The organism is Flavobacterium sp. (assembly GCF_046155325.1).
Lineage (GTDB): Bacteria > Bacteroidota > Bacteroidia > Flavobacteriales > Flavobacteriaceae > Flavobacterium.
The window spans coordinates 1-18,417 of sequence record NZ_JBJXDQ010000088.1 but is presented as its reverse complement, the minus strand read 5'-3'; the positions used below and the strand labels follow the sequence as shown (position 1 = coordinate 18,417).

The window sequence follows — 18,417 nt, the reverse complement described above, 5'->3', positions numbered from 1 at the left end:
TCTTTTAATTCAAAATTTACTTTTTCAAGATTCTTTTTAGAGCCTATTTTCTTATCATTTACAAAATAGTTTATACTGTCAATAGTTTTAGCATTTGGATTTAGAATTTCTAACTCTAAAGCTTCTTTAGACTGATATTGTTCTTTAAGTTTAGCGTCGTCAAAACTAAAAAGAGGGGTGTCAATATTTTTTTTATCTCCACAACTGTTTATTGCAATTCCTAATAAAATGAAGGTTAGGAAGTTATAAATTTTCATAATTTTTTTTTTTAATAATGCAATATACAAACTTATTTTATAGACACAAAGTTCTTGTAAAAATACAAAAAGATTGTATATTTGCGACGGCAAGTCCTACACGACCAGCTCCTGCAGAATCCCCCAGGATGGGAACATAGCAAGGGTATGTGGTTGAGCGGTGCGATGTAGGTCGCTTGCCATTTTTTTATTTCACACAAAAGTAGTCTTCCTTTAGGAAGATTTTTTTATTTTTGGATCTTTCTAAGTTTCTAAATTGTCACCCTGAGCTTGTCGAAGGGATATATCTAAATCACAAATGAGTAAAGTAGTTTTAATCACAGGAGGTTCATCAGGAATAGGGAAATCCATAGGTGAATTTTTGCACCAAAATGGATATATTGTTTACGGCACCAGTAGAAATCCTGATAAAGCTACACAGTCTATCTTTCCTTTAATCGCCTTAGATGTTCGCGATGTGGTTTCAATTCATAAGGCTGTAAATACTATTGTGCAAAAATCGGGTACAATAGACATTCTAATTAATAATGCAGGTGTGGGAATTACGGGTCCTTTAGAAGAAATTCCTTCAGAAGAAATCAAAAATAATTTTGAAACCAATTTTTTTGGACCAATAGAAGTAATGAAATCAGTTTTGCCTCAAATGCGCAAACAACAATCAGGTCTAATTATAAATATTACTTCCATTGCAGGCTTTATGGGTTTGCCTTATCGAAGTGTTTATTCGGCTTCGAAAGGTGCTTTAGAATTAATTACAGAATCTTTAAGAATGGAAGTTAAACCATTTGGAATTCAAATTACCAATATAGCACCAGGAGATTTTGCTACCAATATTGCTTCAGGTCGTTATCATGCTCCATTAATTACGGGCTCTCCCTATGAAAAGTATTATTCAAATATTTTGAAAATGATGAACGAACATGTGAACAGTGGCAGTAATCCAATGGAAATGGCTGAAGCAGTTTATAAAATTATCCAAAATCCAAATCCAAAAATTCATTATAAAGTGGGCATTTTTATGCAAAAATTTTCAATAGTATTAAAGCGAATTCTTCCTGATTTACTGTATGAAAAATTGCTAATGAATCATTATAAATTGTAATTTTACAACTTTTTTCAATATAAATTATAAATTAAATACAATATGAAATTTTTTATAGACACAGCCAACTTAGCACAAATTAAAGAAGCCGAAGCCTTAGGTGTTTTAGATGGTGTTACAACAAACCCTTCATTAATGGCAAAAGAAGGTATTACTGGTAAAAACAACATTTTAAAGCATTATGTTGCCATTTGTAACCTAGTGGATGGCGATGTAAGTGCCGAAGTAAACGCTCTTGATTATGACGGAATGATTAAAGAAGGCGAAGAATTAGCTGAGCTTCATGAACAGATTGTGGTAAAATTGCCTATGACTAAAGAAGGTGTAATGGCCGCAAAATACTTTTCGGATAGAAATATAAAAACCAATGTAACTTTAGTATTTTCTGCTGGTCAAGCTTTATTAGCCGCCAAAGCTGGCGCCACTTATGTTTCGCCGTTTATAGGCCGTTTAGACGATGTCTCAACCGATGGATTGGCTCTTATTGAAGAAATACGTCTTATATATGACAACTACGGTTACGAAACGCAAATTCTTGCAGCTTCGGTTCGTCATACTATGCATATTGTAAATTGTGCTAAAATTGGTGCCGATGTTATGACTGGACCACTTTCTGCTATTTACGGTTTGTTGAAACACCCATTAACCGATATTGGTTTGGCTCAATTTGTAGCTGATTTCGAAAAAGGAAATAAATAGTTTTTTTCTAATAGAAGATATTTTAAAAGTCCCATTTCAATTTGAAATGGGACTTTTTTATAGAATGCTAGATAATCAATTTGTAAACTGCAAATCATATATTACGAAATTAAAATAGTAATTAATCGAAAAGATATTATTAAAATAAAAATGACATTTTTTTGTACTTTTGCAAAAAAATATAAAAATTAATATTTATGTTATCAATCAATAATTTATCAGTTCAATTTGGCAAAAGAATTTTGTTCGACGAAGTAAATACTGTTTTCACTCATGGCAATATTTATGGTGTAATAGGAGCCAATGGTGCTGGTAAATCTACATTTCTAAAAATTATTGCTGGAGATATGGATCCTACTTCGGGACATGTTCATTTAGAACCTGGTAAAAGAATGTCGGTTTTGAACCAAAATCACAATATGTTTGATGAGCATACTGTTCTTGAAACAGTGATGATGGGAAACAAGGTTTTATATAAAATAAAAACCGAAATGGATGCGCTTTATCTTGATTATAATGATGCCAATGCCGATAGGATAGGAGAGTTACAAGTGCAATTTGAAGAAATGAACGGTTGGAATGCCGATTCAGATGCTGCCTCAATGCTTTCAAATCTTGGAATTACAGAAGATAATCATTATACTTTAATGAGTGATTTAGAGGGGAAAATGAAAGTGCGTGTGCTTTTGGCACAAGCTCTTTTTGGAAATCCCGATTTATTGATTATGGATGAACCTACCAATGATTTGGATTTTGAAACCATTGCTTGGCTAGAAAATTTCTTAGCAAATTATGAAAATACCGTTATTGTTGTTTCTCACGACCGTCACTTTCTTGATGCGGTTTGTACTCATATATCTGATATTGATTTTAGTAAAATTAATCACTATTCGGGTAACTATACTTTTTGGTATGAATCAAGTCAATTAGCAGCAAAACAGAGGGCTCAGCAAAACAAGAAAGCCGAAGAGAAGAAACAAGAATTAGAAGAGTTTATCCGTCGTTTTTCTGCGAATGTTGCCAAATCAAAACAAGCTACTTCACGTAAAAAAATGATTTCTAAGCTGAATATTTCCGAGATAAAACCTTCTAGTCGTCGCTATCCAGCTATTATTTTTGAACAAGAGCGCGAAGCTGGAGACCAGATTTTACATGTTCAAAATTTAAGTGCTTCTGTTGATGGGGAACTTTTATTTAAGGGCGTAGATTTAAATATGGCAAAAGGTGACAAAATTGTACTTTTCTCTAAAGATTCTCGGGCAACAACTGCCTTTTATGAAATTTTAAATAACAATCAAAAAGCAGCTTCTGGAACTTTTGATTGGGGAGTAACCACTAATCAAGCTTATTTACCAGGTGATAATCATTCTTTTTTCGAAAATGATTATTCATTAGTAGACTGGTTGCGTCAATGGGTAAAAACCGAAGAAGAACGCGATGAAGTAAACATAAGAAGCTTTCTAGGAAAAATGATTTTTTCTGGTGAAGAAGCTTTAAAAACCTGTAATGTATTATCCGGAGGTGAAAAAGTACGTTGTATGTTATCGCGAATGATGATGGAAAGAGCGAATGTTTTGATGCTGGATGAACCTACAAATCACCTGGATTTGGAGTCTATTACAGCCTTTAATAACTCTTTAAAAAATTATAAAGGTTCTGTCGTTTTCACTACTCATGATCATGAATTTGCACAAACAGTTGGAAATAGAGTTGTTGAGCTTACTCCTAATGGCGCCATTGACAGATACATGACATTTGATGAGTATCTCGACAATGAAAATGTACAAGAATTAAGAGTCAAAATGTATTCTTAAATAGATTTAACCGTTTCAAGTTTGAGGCGGTTTTTTTATATTTTTAAAAGTAAATTTAAGATTAATAAAAAAATTATATCTTTACAGCCCAAACAACCCTTCATTATGAGTCAAAAAATATTACTCACTTCAAAGGAAGTTAATATTATTCTGCATCGTTTGGCTTGTCAGTTAATCGAAAAACATCTTGATTTTTCGGAAACTATATTAGTTGGGATTCAACCTAGAGGTACTTTTCTAGCTGAAAGATTGAAAAATTTGCTAGAAAACAAATATAAAATTTCAAACATTTCCCTCGGATATCTTGATATTACGTTCTTTAGAGATGATTTTCGAAGAACAAGTAAGCCGTTAGAAGCTAATAAAACCCAAATTGATTTTATAGTAGAAAATAAAAAAGTAGTTTTTATAGATGATGTATTATTTACCGGAAGAAGTATTCGATCAGCTTTGACGGCAATACAATCATTTGGAAGACCTTCGGAAATAGAATTATTAGTACTTATAGACCGTCGTTTTAGTCGTCATTTACCAATTCAGCCCGATTACCGAGGTCGTCAAGTAGATGCTATCAATGACGAAAGAGTACAAGTATGCTGGGAAGAACAAGATGGTGAGGACGCCATTTATTTAATCAATAATAAGTAAAAAATGAGTGAGCTTAGTGTAAATCATTTATTAGGAATAAAATATATCAATGAAAAAGATATAAACCTTATTTTTGAAACTGCCGATCATTTTAAAGAAGTTATCAATCGCCCGATTAAAAAAGTACCTTCTTTAAGAGATATTACTATAGCCAACATCTTTTTCGAAAATAGTACTAGAACTAAACTTTCTTTTGAATTAGCACAAAAAAGATTATCTGCAGATGTCATTAGTTTTTCGGCAGCACAATCATCAGTCAAAAAAGGCGAAACTCTTATTGATACAGTAAATAATATTCTTTCGATGAAAGTAGATATGGTTGTCATGCGGCACGCCAATGCTGGAGCAGCTCATTTCTTATCACAAAACGTAAAAGCAAGTATAATTAATGCCGGAGATGGTGCACATGAACATCCAACTCAAGCTCTCTTAGATTCCTACTCCATAAGAGAAAAACTAGGAGATGTTAGCGGAAAAAAAGTAGTGATAGTTGGGGATATCCTACACTCTAGAGTAGCACTATCTAATATTTACGCACTACAAATGCAAGGTGCCGAAGTAAAAGTTTGTGGGCCAAAAACACTAATCCCAAAACATATTGAATCGCTTGGAGTAACAGTAGAATCAAACTTACGTAATGCTCTAGAATGGTGTGATGTAGCCAATATGCTTCGTGTCCAAAACGAAAGAATGGATGTTAATTATTTCCCTTCAACTCGAGAATATGCTCAGCAATATGGATTAGACAAAACCTTATTAGAATCCTTAAACAAAGAAATAATAATCATGCATCCAGGACCTATAAATAGAGGGGTAGAAATTACCTCTGATGTTGCTGATTCTAAACAGTCAGTAATTTTGAATCAGGTCGAAAATGGAGTTGCAATTCGAATGGCAGTAATTTATTTATTAGCCTCTAAAATTCAATAGACTCTTAGATCTATTTTTATAAATTTTTCGTAAATTAGTACTATTAAAGAATCATTTTTATGAAAGTAGATGTAAAAGGAAATACTACCAGTATAAAAGATACACAAGGAGATTTGGTTTCTTTTTTAATGAAGGTAACTCATGAATATAAAAGTTTTGAAAAAAGTAATATCATAATCGATATTAGTGCACACAAAAGCCTTTCAGCGAAAGAGATCAATAGTTTTATGGCACTTTCTAAAATTCATAAAAAAAATAAAAAATCGTTTGTTATAGCAACTTCTGAGCTCGATTTTAATGCTATTTCCGACAAACTAGCTGTTGTTAGATCTTTGCAAGAAGCTCACGACATAATTAAAATGGAAGAAATTGAACGCGATTTAGGGTTTTAAATTGGTTATTTCTTTATTCGTTTAACTGTTTATTCGAATGAAATATATCCTTAACAATAAACCAAATAACCGATTAACAGAATAAACTTTGAATTTAACCATACTCGGTTGTTATGCAGCCACACCTAGAACTTTTACCAATCCCACTTCACAAGTTTTAGAAATTAGGAATAGACTTTTTCTAATTGATTGTGGCGAAGGAACTCAAGTTCAGTTGCGCAAAAACAAAATTAGGTTTTCAAAAATCAATCATATTTTTATTTCTCATTTACATGGAGACCATTTTTTTGGTTTAATTGGTTTAATTTCAACTTTTGCATTATTGAATAGAGTGACTGACCTAAATATTTATGGACCTAAAGGCATTAAAGAAATTATTCAGTTACAACTAAAATTATCAAACTCTTGGACCAGTTACGGATTGTTTTTTCATGAATTAGAATCTAAAGAAACACGGATAGTTTTTGAGGACGAAAAAGTTATGGTTAAGACTATTCCTTTAAAACATAGAGTCTATACAAATGGTTTTTTATTTCAAGAGAAAATAAGGGAACGAAAATTAAATATTGAGGCTGTTGAGAAATATGGAATTGAAAAATGTTACTACCAAAACATTAAAAACGGCAAGGATATAATTTTAGAAAGCGGAGAGTTGATTGAAAACCATTTAATTACATCGGATCCTGTTCTTCCAATGAGTTATGCATTTTGTTCAGATACTGCATATAATGAAAGTATTATTCCAATGATAAATAATGTTGACGTATTGTATCACGAAGCTACTTTTTTAGATTCTGAGGCAAAATTGGCTCAAAAAACAATGCACTCCACAGCGAAACAAGCTGCAACGATAGCTTTTAAAGCCAATGTAAAAAAGCTGATACTAGGGCATTATTCTACTCGATATGAAAGTATTGAAATTTTTAGAACAGAAGCTGAAGTTATATTTCAAAATGTTTTATTAGCAGAAGATGGAAAATCGTTTGAATTTTGATTCCAATAGTCACGCTAACATTAATTAAATTTGCATTAAATAAATTAATAGTAAGATGGAAGATTTAGGCAATTATAGAAAATCGTATGATAAGAATGAACTTTTAGAATCATCAATTCCAGAAGATCCAATTAATTTATTTAACCGATGGTTTAATGAAGTAAAGGATTTTGATGGTTTCGAAGCTTCGGGAGGCGAGGTAAATGCCATGACGGTTTCTACTATTGGTTTAGATGGCTTTCCTAAATCGCGAGTGGTACTTTTGAAGCAATATTCCGAAGAAGGTTTTATTTTTTATACCAATTACAATTCCGAAAAGGGGAGGGCTATTGCAAACAATCCTAATGTTTGTATTTCTTTTTTTTGGCATACGATGGAACGTCAAGTGATCATAAAAGGAATTGCCGAAAAAACTACCGGACAAGTATCCGATAACTATTTCGATTCTAGACCAGACGGGAGTAAACTGGGAGCCATTGTGTCTAACCAAAGTCAAATAATTGAATCTAGAGCGGTTTTGGAACAAAAGCTACAACTGCTAGAAAAGGATTTTGAAAATAAGGAAATACCAAGACCCGAATTTTGGGGAGGTTTTTTAGTACGACCCATAGAAGTTGAATTTTGGCAAGGAAGACCTAATCGTTTACATGATAGAATACGATATCAGCTTATACAAAATTACAATTGGTCAATTGATAGATTGTCACCTTAATTATTGTAATAAAAATAGTATTATTTAACTAAACTTGTGTATTTAATCGATTTTATTTGTTTTTAAGCGATTTATTTAATTATATTTGTATTGTTGTTAAACGGTTAAAAATTGATTTTTTAAATGAGTTTGCCCCACAATCTACTTTAAATTTAACCTTCTTGATTAAAAAAATAGTAATTAGTTTGTTTAGTTAGAAAAACCATTCGCTACGGCGAATGGTTTTTTGGTATATTTTAATTTGGGTTTAATTCAAATCGTAATTATGTCAAATTGTATCAATAAATACTTCAAATAGTTGCCCAAAAGGTTTATCTATGGAATTCCACAAAAAAATCATTCCGTTTCTTTATACTTTTTATAAAGTATTTGACAAACTTTGTCCATAGCTTTAAAAACAGTAATATTAGGGTTAGAAGTGTTTATGATATTTGTTAATAAAATGACTGCATCGTATAATATTGTATGGTCTTGTTGATTTATACGTTCTAGAAAATTTATTGTGTTACTCCCTTTTGGAGAATCGGAAACGATAATTTCTTTGGTTTTCAAATCTACTGCAAACATTATATTGGTATTCATTTTTTTGTTTTTAATTATTGATGAAAATTACAAAAACCACTTGAATCTTTTGTTTTTTTCTTACATCGACTGCCTTTTTTAGTTTTACCCATACACTGCCTAGAAGAAGATGTAGTAGTGTTTTTTGACACACTGCTATCGCAACAATTAGTGCCAACGCGATTATTGTGTTTTTTGCAATAGCAACTATTCGATTTGCTGCGGTTGCACGTTCGACAAAGCAATTGAATATTTGATACATCGCTACTTCCGCCACAAGAATAGGGTGTTATATGATCGTATTCTAATAAAGATGAACTTCCGCAGCACTTACAAACGCCACTATTTCTAGCAAAAACTATTTTTTTTGTGGTGTTTGAAATATAGCGACTTTGAGAAAAACAACAAACACTGAGTAGTAGTAATATTAAAATGAAATATATTTTTTTCATGTTTCAATTTCTAATAATTGATTTTAAATGCAGTTATTATAGTCGGGAAAAATTCTTTATTCTTTAAGGAATTCGTAATCGTATATTTTTGGTTATATTTTATAGGCTGTCAATGATAATTATCAAGCAATATTTAAATTCAAATATAGATTTTATTTCTTGTAAAATATTGAAAAAATCACTTTTGATTTTAAGATGTATTATTTTGAAATGGAAAAAGTCATAGTTAGTAATGATTGAAGTGGAAATACTTTCATACCCAGGCAGGTCTAAAAATCCTGACAGTGTATAAAAGATTGTAACAAAAAGCGGGAGCAATCATGCTAAAAACCACAAAAAGCCCTGCTCCTAATAACCAATAGATTATCTCTGTAAAAAATTTTGCTTGTAAAGATAAAAGGATTACTTTTGCAATCCTTTTGGCGGTCAGCGTTTCCTTAAGGATTAAACTAAATTATACAAACAACTTCTGTTTTTTTTACCGCATCAAGAAACACAGAAAAAACAGAATACAAATTTTTAATCAGCATGTCTGAAACATTAAAATCACAAGAGCAGTTTTTAGCAGAGTTCAATTGGCACAATTTCGAAGAAGGTATTGATGCAGTTGACGAAAAAAACTTATTAGAATTCGAAGAACTAGTTTCAAAAACGTTCATCGCTACTGATCAAGAAGAAGTAGTCGATGGTATAGTTGTTAGAATCACAGATAGAGACGTTATCGTTGATATCAACGCAAAATCGGAAGGTGTTATTTCATTGAACGAATTCCGTTACAATCCAGCTTTAAAAGTAGGTGACAAAGTAGAAGTATTGATTGACATCCGTGAGGATAAAACAGGTCAATTAGTATTGTCTCACAGAAAAGCACGTACTATCAAATCATGGGATAGAGTTATTTCGGCTAACGAAACAGGAGAAATCGTTAATGGTTTTGTAAAATGCAGAACTAAAGGTGGTATGATCGTGGACGTTTTCGGAATTGAAGCTTTCCTTCCTGGTTCTCAAATTGATGTTAAACCAATTAGAGATTACGATGTATATGTAAACAAAATGATGGAATTCAAGGTGGTAAAAATCAACCACGAATTCAAAAATGTTGTTGTATCTCACAAAGCGCTTATCGAAGCGGATATCGAAGTACAGAAAAAAGAAATCATCGGAAAATTACAAAAAGGACAAGTATTAGAAGGTGTTGTTAAAAACATTACTTCTTACGGTGTGTTTATTGACTTAGGTGGTGTTGATGGATTAATCCACATTACGGACCTTTCTTGGTCTAGAATCAACCATCCATCTGAAGTTCTTGAATTAGATCAAGTTCTTAACGTGGTAATCCTTGATTTTGATGACGAGAAAACAAGAATCCAATTAGGATTGAAACAATTAAACGCTCACCCATGGGATGCTCTTGATGCTAATTTAGTTATTGGCGATAAAGTAAAAGGTAAAGTAGTAGTAATCGCTGATTACGGTGCTTTCATCGAAGTGGCTGAAGGTGTTGAAGGTTTGATACACGTTTCTGAAATGTCATGGTCTACTCATTTACGCTCTGCTCAAGATTTCGTAAAAGTAGGAGATATTGTTGAGGCTCAAATCTTGACTCTTGACAGAGATGATCGTAAAATGTCTATGGGTATCAAACAATTGTCTCAAGATCCTTGGACAGATATCACTGCTAAATATCCAGTAGGTTCTAAACATACAGGAATCGTTAGAAACTTTACAAACTTTGGAATTTTCGTAGAATTAGAAGAAGGAATCGACGGATTGATTTATATCTCTGACCTTTCTTGGACTAAGAAAATCAAACATCCATCTGAATTTGTAAATGTTGGTGAAAAATTAGACGTAGTAGTATTAGAATTAGATGTTGAAGGTCGTAAATTATCTTTAGGTCATAAACAAACTACTGCTAATCCTTGGGATCAATATGAAGCATCTTTCGCAGTTGGAACTATCCACACAGGTGAAATTTCTGAAATTGTTGACAAAGGTGCTACTGTAGAATTTGGTGAAGATATCGTTGCTTTCATTCCTACTCGTCACCTTGAAAAAGAAGATGGTAAGAAATTGAAAAAAGGAGAATCTGCTGAATTTAAAGTAATCGAATTCAACAAAGAATTCAAAAGAGTAGTTGCCTCTCACACTGCTATTTTCCGTGAGGAAGAAGAAAAAGCTGTGAAAGCAGTTGCCGAAGCAGTTGCTTCTGCTAATAATGCTCCAGCTGCAACTCTTGGAGATAACAATGACATCCTTGCTGGTTTGAAAGCCAAAATGGAAAAAAACGAGAAAAAGAAATAATATAATTTCTTGATTTTGAATATAGAAAGTCCCGAGCAATCGGGACTTTTTTTTTGTTATACATTTTCAGGAGCTTTTACCTGCTATTCACTTCAATCTTTATGGTTTTAAAGAAAAACCATAAAGGATTTTCGTTGCTATCAGGGCTAGGTAATCTGCTGTTTAAATGAGATTATTTTACAGTTAATAATGTTTCTACCTCCTAAATAAAATCATTTAGCTGTCTAAAAGTAAAATAAAAACTCCCAATCCTTAAACAGAAAAGGGAGTTTTATATTTTATACTATTTGAAAAGGCTACAACTTAAATGACCTTAAATGGGGTCACATAAAATTATTGGGGATTAGGCAAAAAGTTTTTCCATTCTAAAGAGAAAGAATTTTACATCTACTACACCTCTTTGATTGGCTCTAAAGAGTTTTATTTTAGAATTAAATGATTCTGCATTTGCATTTGTATGTCGTTTTATGAAGAAGTTCAAAATGGTTTCCAAATGATATTTCAAACTGTTTGCTGCGGTATTAAAAACGGTCATTTCTAATAGTTTGGTTTTCTCTATCCAGTTCACTATTTTTTCTTTGGCGAGTTCTCTTGATGTTTCTTCATAAATATTTCTAAACTCAATAGTATGCTTATATGCTTTATGTAAAAGTGGATAATTCGTGAATAGTAATTCTGCTCTTATCTTTTGGTTTTGAGTCCAATCATTTGGTTTTTTAGCAATAATGTAGCGGCTTCGAGCTAGTAATTGTTTGGGAGTATCATCGTTTTCAAAAGTAAATGGAATGTGTTTTAAGCCTTGTTCTTTTGCTGTTTTTATTGCTTGGTTTTCTTTTTCAATTTCCTCCCATCTGTATTTTATTCTTAAGTGTTGCAAGGCTTCCATTATTAGTTTTACAACGTGGAAACGGTCTGTAACGAGATAACTTTCAGGGAAACACATTCTTGAAGCTAATTGCATATTGTTTGCCATATCAAGGGTTATTTCTTTTACTGACTTTCTTTTTTCTAACGGAATTTTGTTTAGAACATCAATAATATCTTGACTTTTAGTTCCTTTGATAACCGCTACGAGTGTCTTTTTCTTTCCTTTTCCATTTTTATTGGTAACAAAAGTATAGAGTTCTCCTTTTGACAAACTCAACTCGTCAATACTTAAATGTTCGCCAATATTTTCAGGATAAATCAGATAGTCTTCGGAGTGATTTAACTGATCCCAATCCTTAAAACCACTGATTTTTTTCTTGTAATGACGTTGTAATAAATTAGCCTTAACACCATAATAACTGGCGATATTACTTATCGTATCTTCTCGGGTCTCGACCTGTACCTTTTAAAAAATCAGAAAGCTCAATGGTTAATTTTGAACCTTCTGCTATAAAAGAATAATCGCTTTTGACCTCTATGGACTTATCGTTTTTATTGCGCCATCTTCGTCTTCTGATACCTAAATAAACAGCTTTCCCCCTTATAGGAAAGTCTTGTATTAATGCTCGTTCATAGAATCCTTTTGACTCAAATTCATTGGCGTCAAAATCTTTAGGAAGAATGTTTTTCTCGTCTAAATAAATATAAAAACAATCTTTCTTGTTTTGTAAATTACCCAATTCCTTGAAATCAACAATATCAAAATGAGATAAAAGTCCTTGAGGTAGAAACGAAGAAAATATAGAAAAATCCATTTGCTTTTTTACGCAAATTTATAACTTCTCCCCAACTTTTTTATGTGAGCCCTTAAATGCCTTATATGGTTAAAAATTTTACCTCAAACTAGCACCCAATTCCGTTTCGAAATTATTTTGCAACTTGCCCATAATTTTGTCAATTTGAACATCGGTCAAAGTTTTTGTATTGTCTTGAATCGTGAAACTTACAGCATAGGATTTCTTGCCTTCCGGAAGATTTTTGCCTTGGTACACATCAAACAAATTAATGTCTTTTAAAAGCGATTTCTCGGTTTGTCTAGCAATGTTATAGATGGAATCAAAAGAAACGCTGTCGTCTAATAACAAAGACAAATCTCTGCGGACTTCAGGATATTTAGGGATTTCTGTATATTTAATTTTATTGGAAAGTAATTTCAAAATCAGCGCCCAATTGAAATCAGCAAACAAAACTTCTTGCTTGATGTCAAAATGTTTTAAAATAGATTTTTTTACAACACCATATTCAACCAAAATATCATTGCCAAAACCGATGGCTATTCCTTCAGAGAATACATCAGAAGTCACGGGAAGGTTTTGAGTTTTTTGAATTCCCAATCTCGAAAGAACTCCGTTGACATAACCTTTGAACAAGAAGAAATCAGATGGTTTTTGAGCATTTGTCCAACTTTCTTGATTTCTGTTTCCTGTCACTAGCAGTGACAAATGCTTGTGTTCTTCGTAACCAGAAGGGAATTTATGGTAGGTTTTTCCAAATTCAAAAAATTTCAAATCTGAATTTCTACGATTGATATTATAGGAAATCGCTTCTAATCCAGAGAATAATAACGATTGTCGCATTGCCGCCAAATCATTACTCAGCGGATTCAACATCAATACATTGTGTTCCTCTTTGAGCATTTCTGACAACTGTACATAAGAGGAATTCGTCAATGAATTCGCCATCATTTCATTGAATCCTTGTGCATTCAATTGGGTAGCAATGATATTTTGTACCTTATAATCTTCGGTTCTTGGAGCAATAGAAACGGTAGCATTGAGTTTTTCCGAAAATTTGATATTGTTATATCCATAAACTCTAAGAATTTCCTCGATAACATCGATTTCTCGTTGTACATCAACACGATAGGCAGGAATAATCAATCCTAAACCCGCATCAGAAACACTATTTACCTTGATTTCTAGTGAGGCTAAAATGTTTTTGATGATTTCTTTCGGCAATTCTTGTCCAATAATTTTCTTTACATTATTGAAATTTAAAAACACTGGGAAATTTTCTATTTTCTTAGGATATAAATCTTTAATATCCGAAGTTATTTCACCGCCTGCTACTTCTTGGATCAAAATTGCTGCACGTTTTAGGGCATACTCTGTAATAGTTGGGTCTATTCCGCGCTCAAATCGAAAAGATGCATCGGTATTTAATTGATGTCTTTTGGCACTTTTTCGAATACTTATCGGATTAAAATAAGCACTTTCTAAGAAAATAGATGTCGTATTTTCAGATACTCCAGAATCTTTACCTCCAAAAACTCCCGCGATACATAACGGTCCAGCATCATCACAAATCATTAAATCTTCTTCATGCAACGTTCTTTCTACATCATCAAGTGTCGTAAATTTTGTTCCTGACGGAAGTGTTTTTACACTAATTTTTCCGTTAATTTTAGCAGCATCAAAAGCGTGAAGTGGCTGTCCTAGTTCATGTAAAACATAATTTGTTACATCTACAATATTGTTTTTTGGAGATAATCCAATAGATTTTAATCGGTTTTGTAACCAGGTTGGTGATGGTTTTACGACAACTCCAGATATTGATACTCCACAATATCGAGGTGCTAATTTTGTATCTTTAACTTCAATATCAATTTTTAGGGTTCTTTTATCAACTCTAAAATTACTTACTGAAGGCGAAATAAGTTCCACTTTAAGGCCAGTTTGAATCAATCCAGCTCTCAAATCTCTGGCTACGCCAAAGTGACTCATAGCATCTGCACGATTAGGTGTAAGTCCAATTTCGAAAATTTCGTCATTTTCAATTTTAAAAACATTAGCAGCAGTCGTTCCGGCTAAGATAGAATTGTCAAGTATCATAATTCCATCGTGACTTTCTCCAAGACCCAATTCGTCTTCGGCACAAATCATTCCGTGACTTTCTTCACCTCTTATTTTTCCCTTTTTGATTTGAAAAGAGTTTCCCGCCTTATCGTATAAAGTAGTTCCAATTGTAGCAACGGCTACTTTTTGTCCCACAGCAATATTGGCAGCACCACAAACAATCTGAACAGGATTGCCATCACCTAAATCAACAGTAGCAACCTTCAATCGATCGGCATCAGGATGTTGAACACAAGTTAATACATGACCTACTAGGATACCTTCTAAACCACCTCGAACCGATTGGAATCTTTCGACCACTTCGACTTCTAAACCTAAATCGGTCAATAAAGCACCTGTTTCTTCAGATTTCCAATCGATTTTAACGAATTGTTTTAACCAGTTATATGATATTTTCATTTTTCAATTTTATGAGAGTGCAAATATAGGGATTGCAGTTTGGAGTTGGAAACAATTTATTTTGTTTTTATAATAGATTTCTAATCGTTATTTAAAGAATTTCCTCAACATGTTTTTTAATGTTTTCGGCAATTTTTTTGGTAGGTAAATCGTTATCGTCATTTCCAAAAGGATCCTCTATTTCTTCGGCTATTAGTTCTAAACTTGCCAAAACATAGAAAATAAAAACCACCACAGGAATTACAAAATATCCTAAAATAAAAACATAAGCAAAAGGTAAAGTCATCACATAAAAAAAGATAAACTTTTTAAGAAAAACACTGTAAGAATAAGGTATTGGTGTGTTTTTTATTCGCTCACAAGCCCCACAAATATCAGTAAAAGAGGAGATTTCTAGATTGATATACAGGAGTTGTTCCGCTGATATTTGTTTGGTTTTTTGCAAATCATTCACTTTTTGGAATAACATTTTTGCAACATGGTTGGGGCGATGTTTGTGTTGATCGATGGACAAAAATAATTCTTCGGATAATTCTTTTCCGGTATCTTCGTCTTTCAAATGTTTGTTTAAAATGGAGGCGTAACTCGGAATTAATTTTTTAAAAAAAGCCTTATCCTTATCGTTTTCAAGAATAGCATTTAGTTTTAAAGCTAAATTTCGACTATTATTTACTAGCGAACCCCATAATTTCCGACCTTCCCACCAGCGATCATAAGCTGTATTGGTTCTAAAAACTAACAATAAGGAAATTACAAAACCCAACATGCCGTGCATTATCGAAATGTTTTTCACATGACTATCATCGGGTAATTGCCAATATTCAACTTCTAAAAAAGTAACTATTCCGCAATATCCCCCTATTAGAAGCATGAGCGGAAATAATTGTCGAAAGGTATCGGCTTTATGAAATCGAAATATAAATGTTATCCAGTCTTTGGGGTTGTAACTTATCATTTTTATTTTTTTAACTGATGTAATTCCAAATATTTTTTCTTTTTGTCAATTCAATAAAAGTAGCTCTTAAAATGGCATTTTGGTTTTTTTGCATGGGCGCATCGTCTTTCAAAATCTGAACCGCATAATTCCGTGCTAGTATCAAAATGTCACGATCGCGAACAATATCAGCAATTTGAAGATTCAAAACACCACTTTGTTGCGTTCCCATCAAATCGCCTGGTCCACGAAGTTTAAGATCTACTTCGGCAATTTCGAATCCGTCATTAGTTTGTACCATGGTTTCCATTCTAGTTTTACTGTCCGAACTTAGTTTATGACTGGTCATCAAAATACAATAGCTTTGCTCGGCACCACGTCCTACACGCCCCCGAAGTTGATGGAGTTGTGATAGCCCGAAACGTTCAGCACTTTCGATAATCATTACACTAGCATTTGGAATATTAACGCCAACTTCAATTACAGTTGTGGCAACCATAATATTGGTTTTTCCTTCGGCAAAGCGTTTCATCTCAGTATCTTTATCGGCGGGTTTCATTTTGCCATGTAAAATTGAAATGGAATATTTAGGCAAAGGAAAATCCCTCGAAACGCTTTCGTAACCGTCCATCAAATCCTTGAAATCCATTTTTTCTGATTCTTGAATTAGCGGATAAACGATATAGATTTGGCGACCCAGCGCTATTTCATCCCTGATAAATTTCCATACTTTTAATCGGTTGCTATCAAAACGATGTACGGTTTGAATGGGTTTTCTTCCTGGCGGCAATTCATCTATTACTGAAATATCTAGGTCTCCATACAAACTCATTGCCAAAGTTCGTGGAATAGGAGTGGCGGTCATCACTAAAACGTGTGGCGGTATAGCCCCACCAACCTCCCCAGAAGGGAGGCTTTCTATAATTGAAGTTATTTTTTTTAGTATTTCGTCAGTATTTCCAATTATTTCCTCATTACTAAAACGAATCACTTTGAAACCGAGTTCATTTAATATTTGAGTTCGCATTTCATCGACTTCCTGCTGTTCAATAGTGTTATGATAGCCGCCATCAACTTCAATAACGAGTTTTTTTTCAATGCATATAAAATCAACAATAAACATATCAATAATATGTTGCCTTCTGAATTTATAAGTCAGGTTATTATTTCTCAAACACTCCCATAAAACACCTTCCGCTTGTGTGCTATTTTTTTTGTTTTGGTTTTTGAGTTCTTTTAAAAGATTATAAGTTGAGGGTCGGGCAGTCTTGTATTTTTGTACTATATGCTCAACTTCCCTCTTTTGGAGGGACTGAGGGAGGCTTCCTTTTTTCCATAATTTTGAACGCTGTTCAACTCCAAAACGGTGTTGCTCATCAATGACTGCTAATCCTAAATTTTGGAATTTCACCTTGTCTTCCAACAAAGCGTGAGTGCCGATTATAATGTGTAAGCTTCCGTTTTCGAGTTCTTCATGAATGATTCTTCGATTTGCAATTTTGGTTGAACCAGTGAGTAATTTTATATTGATATTCAGCTCTTTGGCTAATTCAGTTAAACCATTAAAATGTTGGTTTGCCAAAATTTCCGTTGGTGCCATCAAGCAGGATTGAAAGCCGTTATCCAAGGCAATCAACATACTCATTAAAGCCACAATTGTTTTTCCGGAACCCACGTCGCCTTGTAGCAATCGGTTCATTTGGGCATGACTACCCATATCAATTCTTATTTCTTTAATAACTCTTTTTTGTGCATTGGTCAATTCAAAAGGCAAATGATTTTGATAAAAATTATTAAAATAGTCGCCTACTTTCGTAAACGGATGTCCTTTTATTTTGTGTTTTCGAATTCGATTTTGAGTAATTAATTGAAGCTGAATATAAAACAACTCTTCAAAGATTAATCTGAATTTTGCTTTTGCCAAAGCTTCGGCACTTTTAGGAAAATGAATATTGAATAATGCGGCGTTTTTTGGAATTAGTTTTAATTCGCTAATCAAATAATCGGGCAATGTTTCAGAAAAATTAGCTTGAGTTTCTTGAAACAATTGTTGCATCATTTTATTTATCACTCGGTTTGAAATGCCTCGATTGGTCAAAGTTTCTGTTGAGGGATATACAGCTTGCATCGCAGAGCGCAGACTTTGTTCGTGTTCCGTCATCAACTCGATTTCAGGGTGAGGCATACTAAAACTGTTTCCAAAAGATGTACACTTTCCGAAAATAACACAAATTTCATTAATTTTTAAACTTTCTCGAATCCATTTATGACCTTGAAACCAAACGAGCTCCATTTGACCTGTATCGTCAACAAAAGTAGCAACAAATCGTTTCTGGTTTTTGCCAAATTCAACGGTTTTTATGTTGATGATTTTACCAATGATTTGAACTTCGGCAACATTGTTTTGCAACTCGTTAATTTTGTAATACCGTGTTCT

Annotated in this window: 16 protein-coding genes, 1 other RNA gene and 1 pseudogene; 10 read left to right on the top strand and 8 right to left on the bottom strand. The window is 33.0% G+C overall.

Annotated elements, in window-relative coordinates; translation table 11 throughout:
- Positions 1 to 257: pseudogene (locus ACKVOD_RS05940) on the bottom strand (glutaminyl-peptide cyclotransferase); the annotation flags it as partial.
- Positions 258 to 344: 87 nt separating this feature from the next.
- Here ACKVOD_RS05940 and ffs point away from each other — a divergent pair.
- The 9 genes from ffs to pdxH all read left to right on the top strand — a co-directional run bounded on the left by ffs (position 345) and on the right by pdxH (position 7,548).
- An RNA gene (gene ffs, locus ACKVOD_RS05935) (signal recognition particle sRNA small type) lies at positions 345 to 442 on the top strand.
- 113 nt (positions 443 to 555) lie between these two features.
- The gene (locus ACKVOD_RS05930) at positions 556 to 1,359 is read left to right on the top strand and encodes an SDR family oxidoreductase (RefSeq protein ID WP_409208547.1); all 804 of its coding nucleotides are present in this window, start codon (positions 556 to 558) and stop codon (positions 1,357 to 1,359) included.
- Positions 1,360 to 1,401: 42 nt separating this feature from the next.
- Entirely contained in the window at positions 1,402 to 2,058 is a 657-nt protein-coding gene (fsa, locus tag ACKVOD_RS05925) for a fructose-6-phosphate aldolase (protein ID WP_409208546.1), read from the top strand.
- A 197-nt stretch (positions 2,059 to 2,255) separates the two neighbouring features.
- The gene (locus tag ACKVOD_RS05920; RefSeq protein ID WP_409208545.1) at positions 2,256 to 3,872 is read left to right on the top strand and encodes an ABC-F family ATP-binding cassette domain-containing protein; all 1,617 of its coding nucleotides are present in this window, start codon (positions 2,256 to 2,258) and stop codon (positions 3,870 to 3,872) included.
- 105 nt (positions 3,873 to 3,977) lie between these two features.
- The gene (pyrR, locus tag ACKVOD_RS05915) at positions 3,978 to 4,520 is read left to right on the top strand and encodes a bifunctional pyr operon transcriptional regulator/uracil phosphoribosyltransferase PyrR (protein ID WP_409208544.1); all 543 of its coding nucleotides are present in this window, start codon (positions 3,978 to 3,980) and stop codon (positions 4,518 to 4,520) included.
- Positions 4,521 to 4,523: 3 nt separating this feature from the next.
- Entirely contained in the window at positions 4,524 to 5,450 is a 927-nt protein-coding gene (locus ACKVOD_RS05910) for an aspartate carbamoyltransferase catalytic subunit (RefSeq protein ID WP_409208543.1), read from the top strand.
- A 59-nt stretch (positions 5,451 to 5,509) separates the two neighbouring features.
- A complete protein-coding gene (locus tag ACKVOD_RS05905; protein WP_409208542.1) occupies positions 5,510 to 5,842 on the top strand; it encodes a ribonuclease Z in 333 nt (110 codons plus the stop codon).
- Positions 5,843 to 5,930: 88 nt separating this feature from the next.
- Complete coding sequence (locus tag ACKVOD_RS05900; RefSeq protein WP_409208541.1) at positions 5,931 to 6,836, top strand: ribonuclease Z; 906 nt, start codon at positions 5,931 to 5,933, stop codon at positions 6,834 to 6,836.
- Positions 6,837 to 6,891: 55 nt separating this feature from the next.
- Positions 6,892 to 7,548, top strand: coding sequence for a pyridoxamine 5'-phosphate oxidase (gene pdxH, locus ACKVOD_RS05895; RefSeq protein WP_409208540.1), 657 nt, complete (start codon positions 6,892 to 6,894; stop codon positions 7,546 to 7,548).
- 336 nt (positions 7,549 to 7,884) lie between these two features.
- On the opposite strand, the gene ACKVOD_RS05890 is transcribed toward pdxH, so the two are convergent.
- Positions 7,885 to 8,130 (bottom strand): hypothetical protein, encoded by a 246-nt coding sequence (locus ACKVOD_RS05890; protein WP_409208539.1) that lies wholly within the window; start codon positions 8,128 to 8,130, stop codon positions 7,885 to 7,887.
- 14 nt (positions 8,131 to 8,144) lie between these two features.
- Complete coding sequence (locus ACKVOD_RS05885; RefSeq protein WP_409208538.1) at positions 8,145 to 8,561, bottom strand: HNH endonuclease; 417 nt, start codon at positions 8,559 to 8,561, stop codon at positions 8,145 to 8,147.
- A 528-nt stretch (positions 8,562 to 9,089) separates the two neighbouring features.
- Here ACKVOD_RS05885 and rpsA point away from each other — a divergent pair.
- Entirely contained in the window at positions 9,090 to 10,865 is a 1,776-nt protein-coding gene (gene rpsA, locus ACKVOD_RS05880) for a 30S ribosomal protein S1 (RefSeq protein ID WP_409208537.1), read from the top strand.
- Positions 10,866 to 11,208: 343 nt separating this feature from the next.
- Here the strand turns inward: rpsA and ACKVOD_RS05875 are convergent, their stop codons facing one another.
- From ACKVOD_RS05875 to ACKVOD_RS05855, 5 genes are all read right to left on the bottom strand, one after another.
- The gene (locus ACKVOD_RS05875; protein WP_409208548.1) at positions 11,209 to 12,054 is read right to left on the bottom strand and encodes a transposase; all 846 of its coding nucleotides are present in this window, start codon (positions 12,052 to 12,054) and stop codon (positions 11,209 to 11,211) included.
- Between the two features lie 106 nt (positions 12,055 to 12,160).
- Positions 12,161 to 12,547, bottom strand: a complete 387-nt coding sequence (locus ACKVOD_RS05870) for a hypothetical protein (protein WP_409208536.1) — start codon at positions 12,545 to 12,547, stop codon at positions 12,161 to 12,163.
- Between the two features lie 78 nt (positions 12,548 to 12,625).
- The gene (pheT, locus tag ACKVOD_RS05865; RefSeq protein WP_409208535.1) at positions 12,626 to 15,046 is read right to left on the bottom strand and encodes a phenylalanine--tRNA ligase subunit beta; all 2,421 of its coding nucleotides are present in this window, start codon (positions 15,044 to 15,046) and stop codon (positions 12,626 to 12,628) included.
- A 91-nt stretch (positions 15,047 to 15,137) separates the two neighbouring features.
- Complete coding sequence (locus ACKVOD_RS05860) at positions 15,138 to 16,001, bottom strand: bestrophin family protein (protein WP_409208534.1); 864 nt, start codon at positions 15,999 to 16,001, stop codon at positions 15,138 to 15,140.
- A 10-nt stretch (positions 16,002 to 16,011) separates the two neighbouring features.
- Positions 16,012 to 18,417 (bottom strand): DUF559 domain-containing protein (locus ACKVOD_RS05855; RefSeq protein WP_409208533.1); only part of this gene is annotated, 2,406 nt, incomplete at its 5' end.

Excerpts from the sequence above, each read along its gene's own strand:
- ACKVOD_RS05930 (WP_409208547.1), top strand. The coding sequence starts at position 556 with ATGAGTAAAGTAGTTTTAATCACAGGAGGTTCATCAGGAATAGGGAAA.
- fsa (WP_409208546.1), top strand. The coding sequence starts at position 1,402 with ATGAAATTTTTTATAGACACAGCCAACTTAGCACAAATTAAAGAAGCC.
- ACKVOD_RS05920 (WP_409208545.1), top strand. The coding sequence starts at position 2,256 with ATGTTATCAATCAATAATTTATCAGTTCAATTTGGCAAAAGAATTTTG.
- pyrR (WP_409208544.1), top strand. The coding sequence starts at position 3,978 with ATGAGTCAAAAAATATTACTCACTTCAAAGGAAGTTAATATTATTCTG.
- ACKVOD_RS05910 (WP_409208543.1), top strand. The coding sequence starts at position 4,524 with ATGAGTGAGCTTAGTGTAAATCATTTATTAGGAATAAAATATATCAAT.
- ACKVOD_RS05905 (WP_409208542.1), top strand. The coding sequence starts at position 5,510 with ATGAAAGTAGATGTAAAAGGAAATACTACCAGTATAAAAGATACACAA.
- pdxH (WP_409208540.1), top strand. The coding sequence starts at position 6,892 with ATGGAAGATTTAGGCAATTATAGAAAATCGTATGATAAGAATGAACTT.
- ACKVOD_RS05890 (WP_409208539.1), bottom strand. The coding sequence starts at position 8,130 with ATGAATACCAATATAATGTTTGCAGTAGATTTGAAAACCAAAGAAATT.
- ACKVOD_RS05885 (WP_409208538.1), bottom strand. The coding sequence starts at position 8,561 with ATGAAAAAAATATATTTCATTTTAATATTACTACTACTCAGTGTTTGT.
- rpsA (WP_409208537.1), top strand. The coding sequence starts at position 9,090 with ATGTCTGAAACATTAAAATCACAAGAGCAGTTTTTAGCAGAGTTCAAT.
- ACKVOD_RS05870 (WP_409208536.1), bottom strand. The coding sequence starts at position 12,547 with ATGGATTTTTCTATATTTTCTTCGTTTCTACCTCAAGGACTTTTATCT.
- pheT (WP_409208535.1), bottom strand. The coding sequence starts at position 15,046 with ATGAAAATATCATATAACTGGTTAAAACAATTCGTTAAAATCGATTGG.
- ACKVOD_RS05860 (WP_409208534.1), bottom strand. The coding sequence starts at position 16,001 with ATGATAAGTTACAACCCCAAAGACTGGATAACATTTATATTTCGATTT.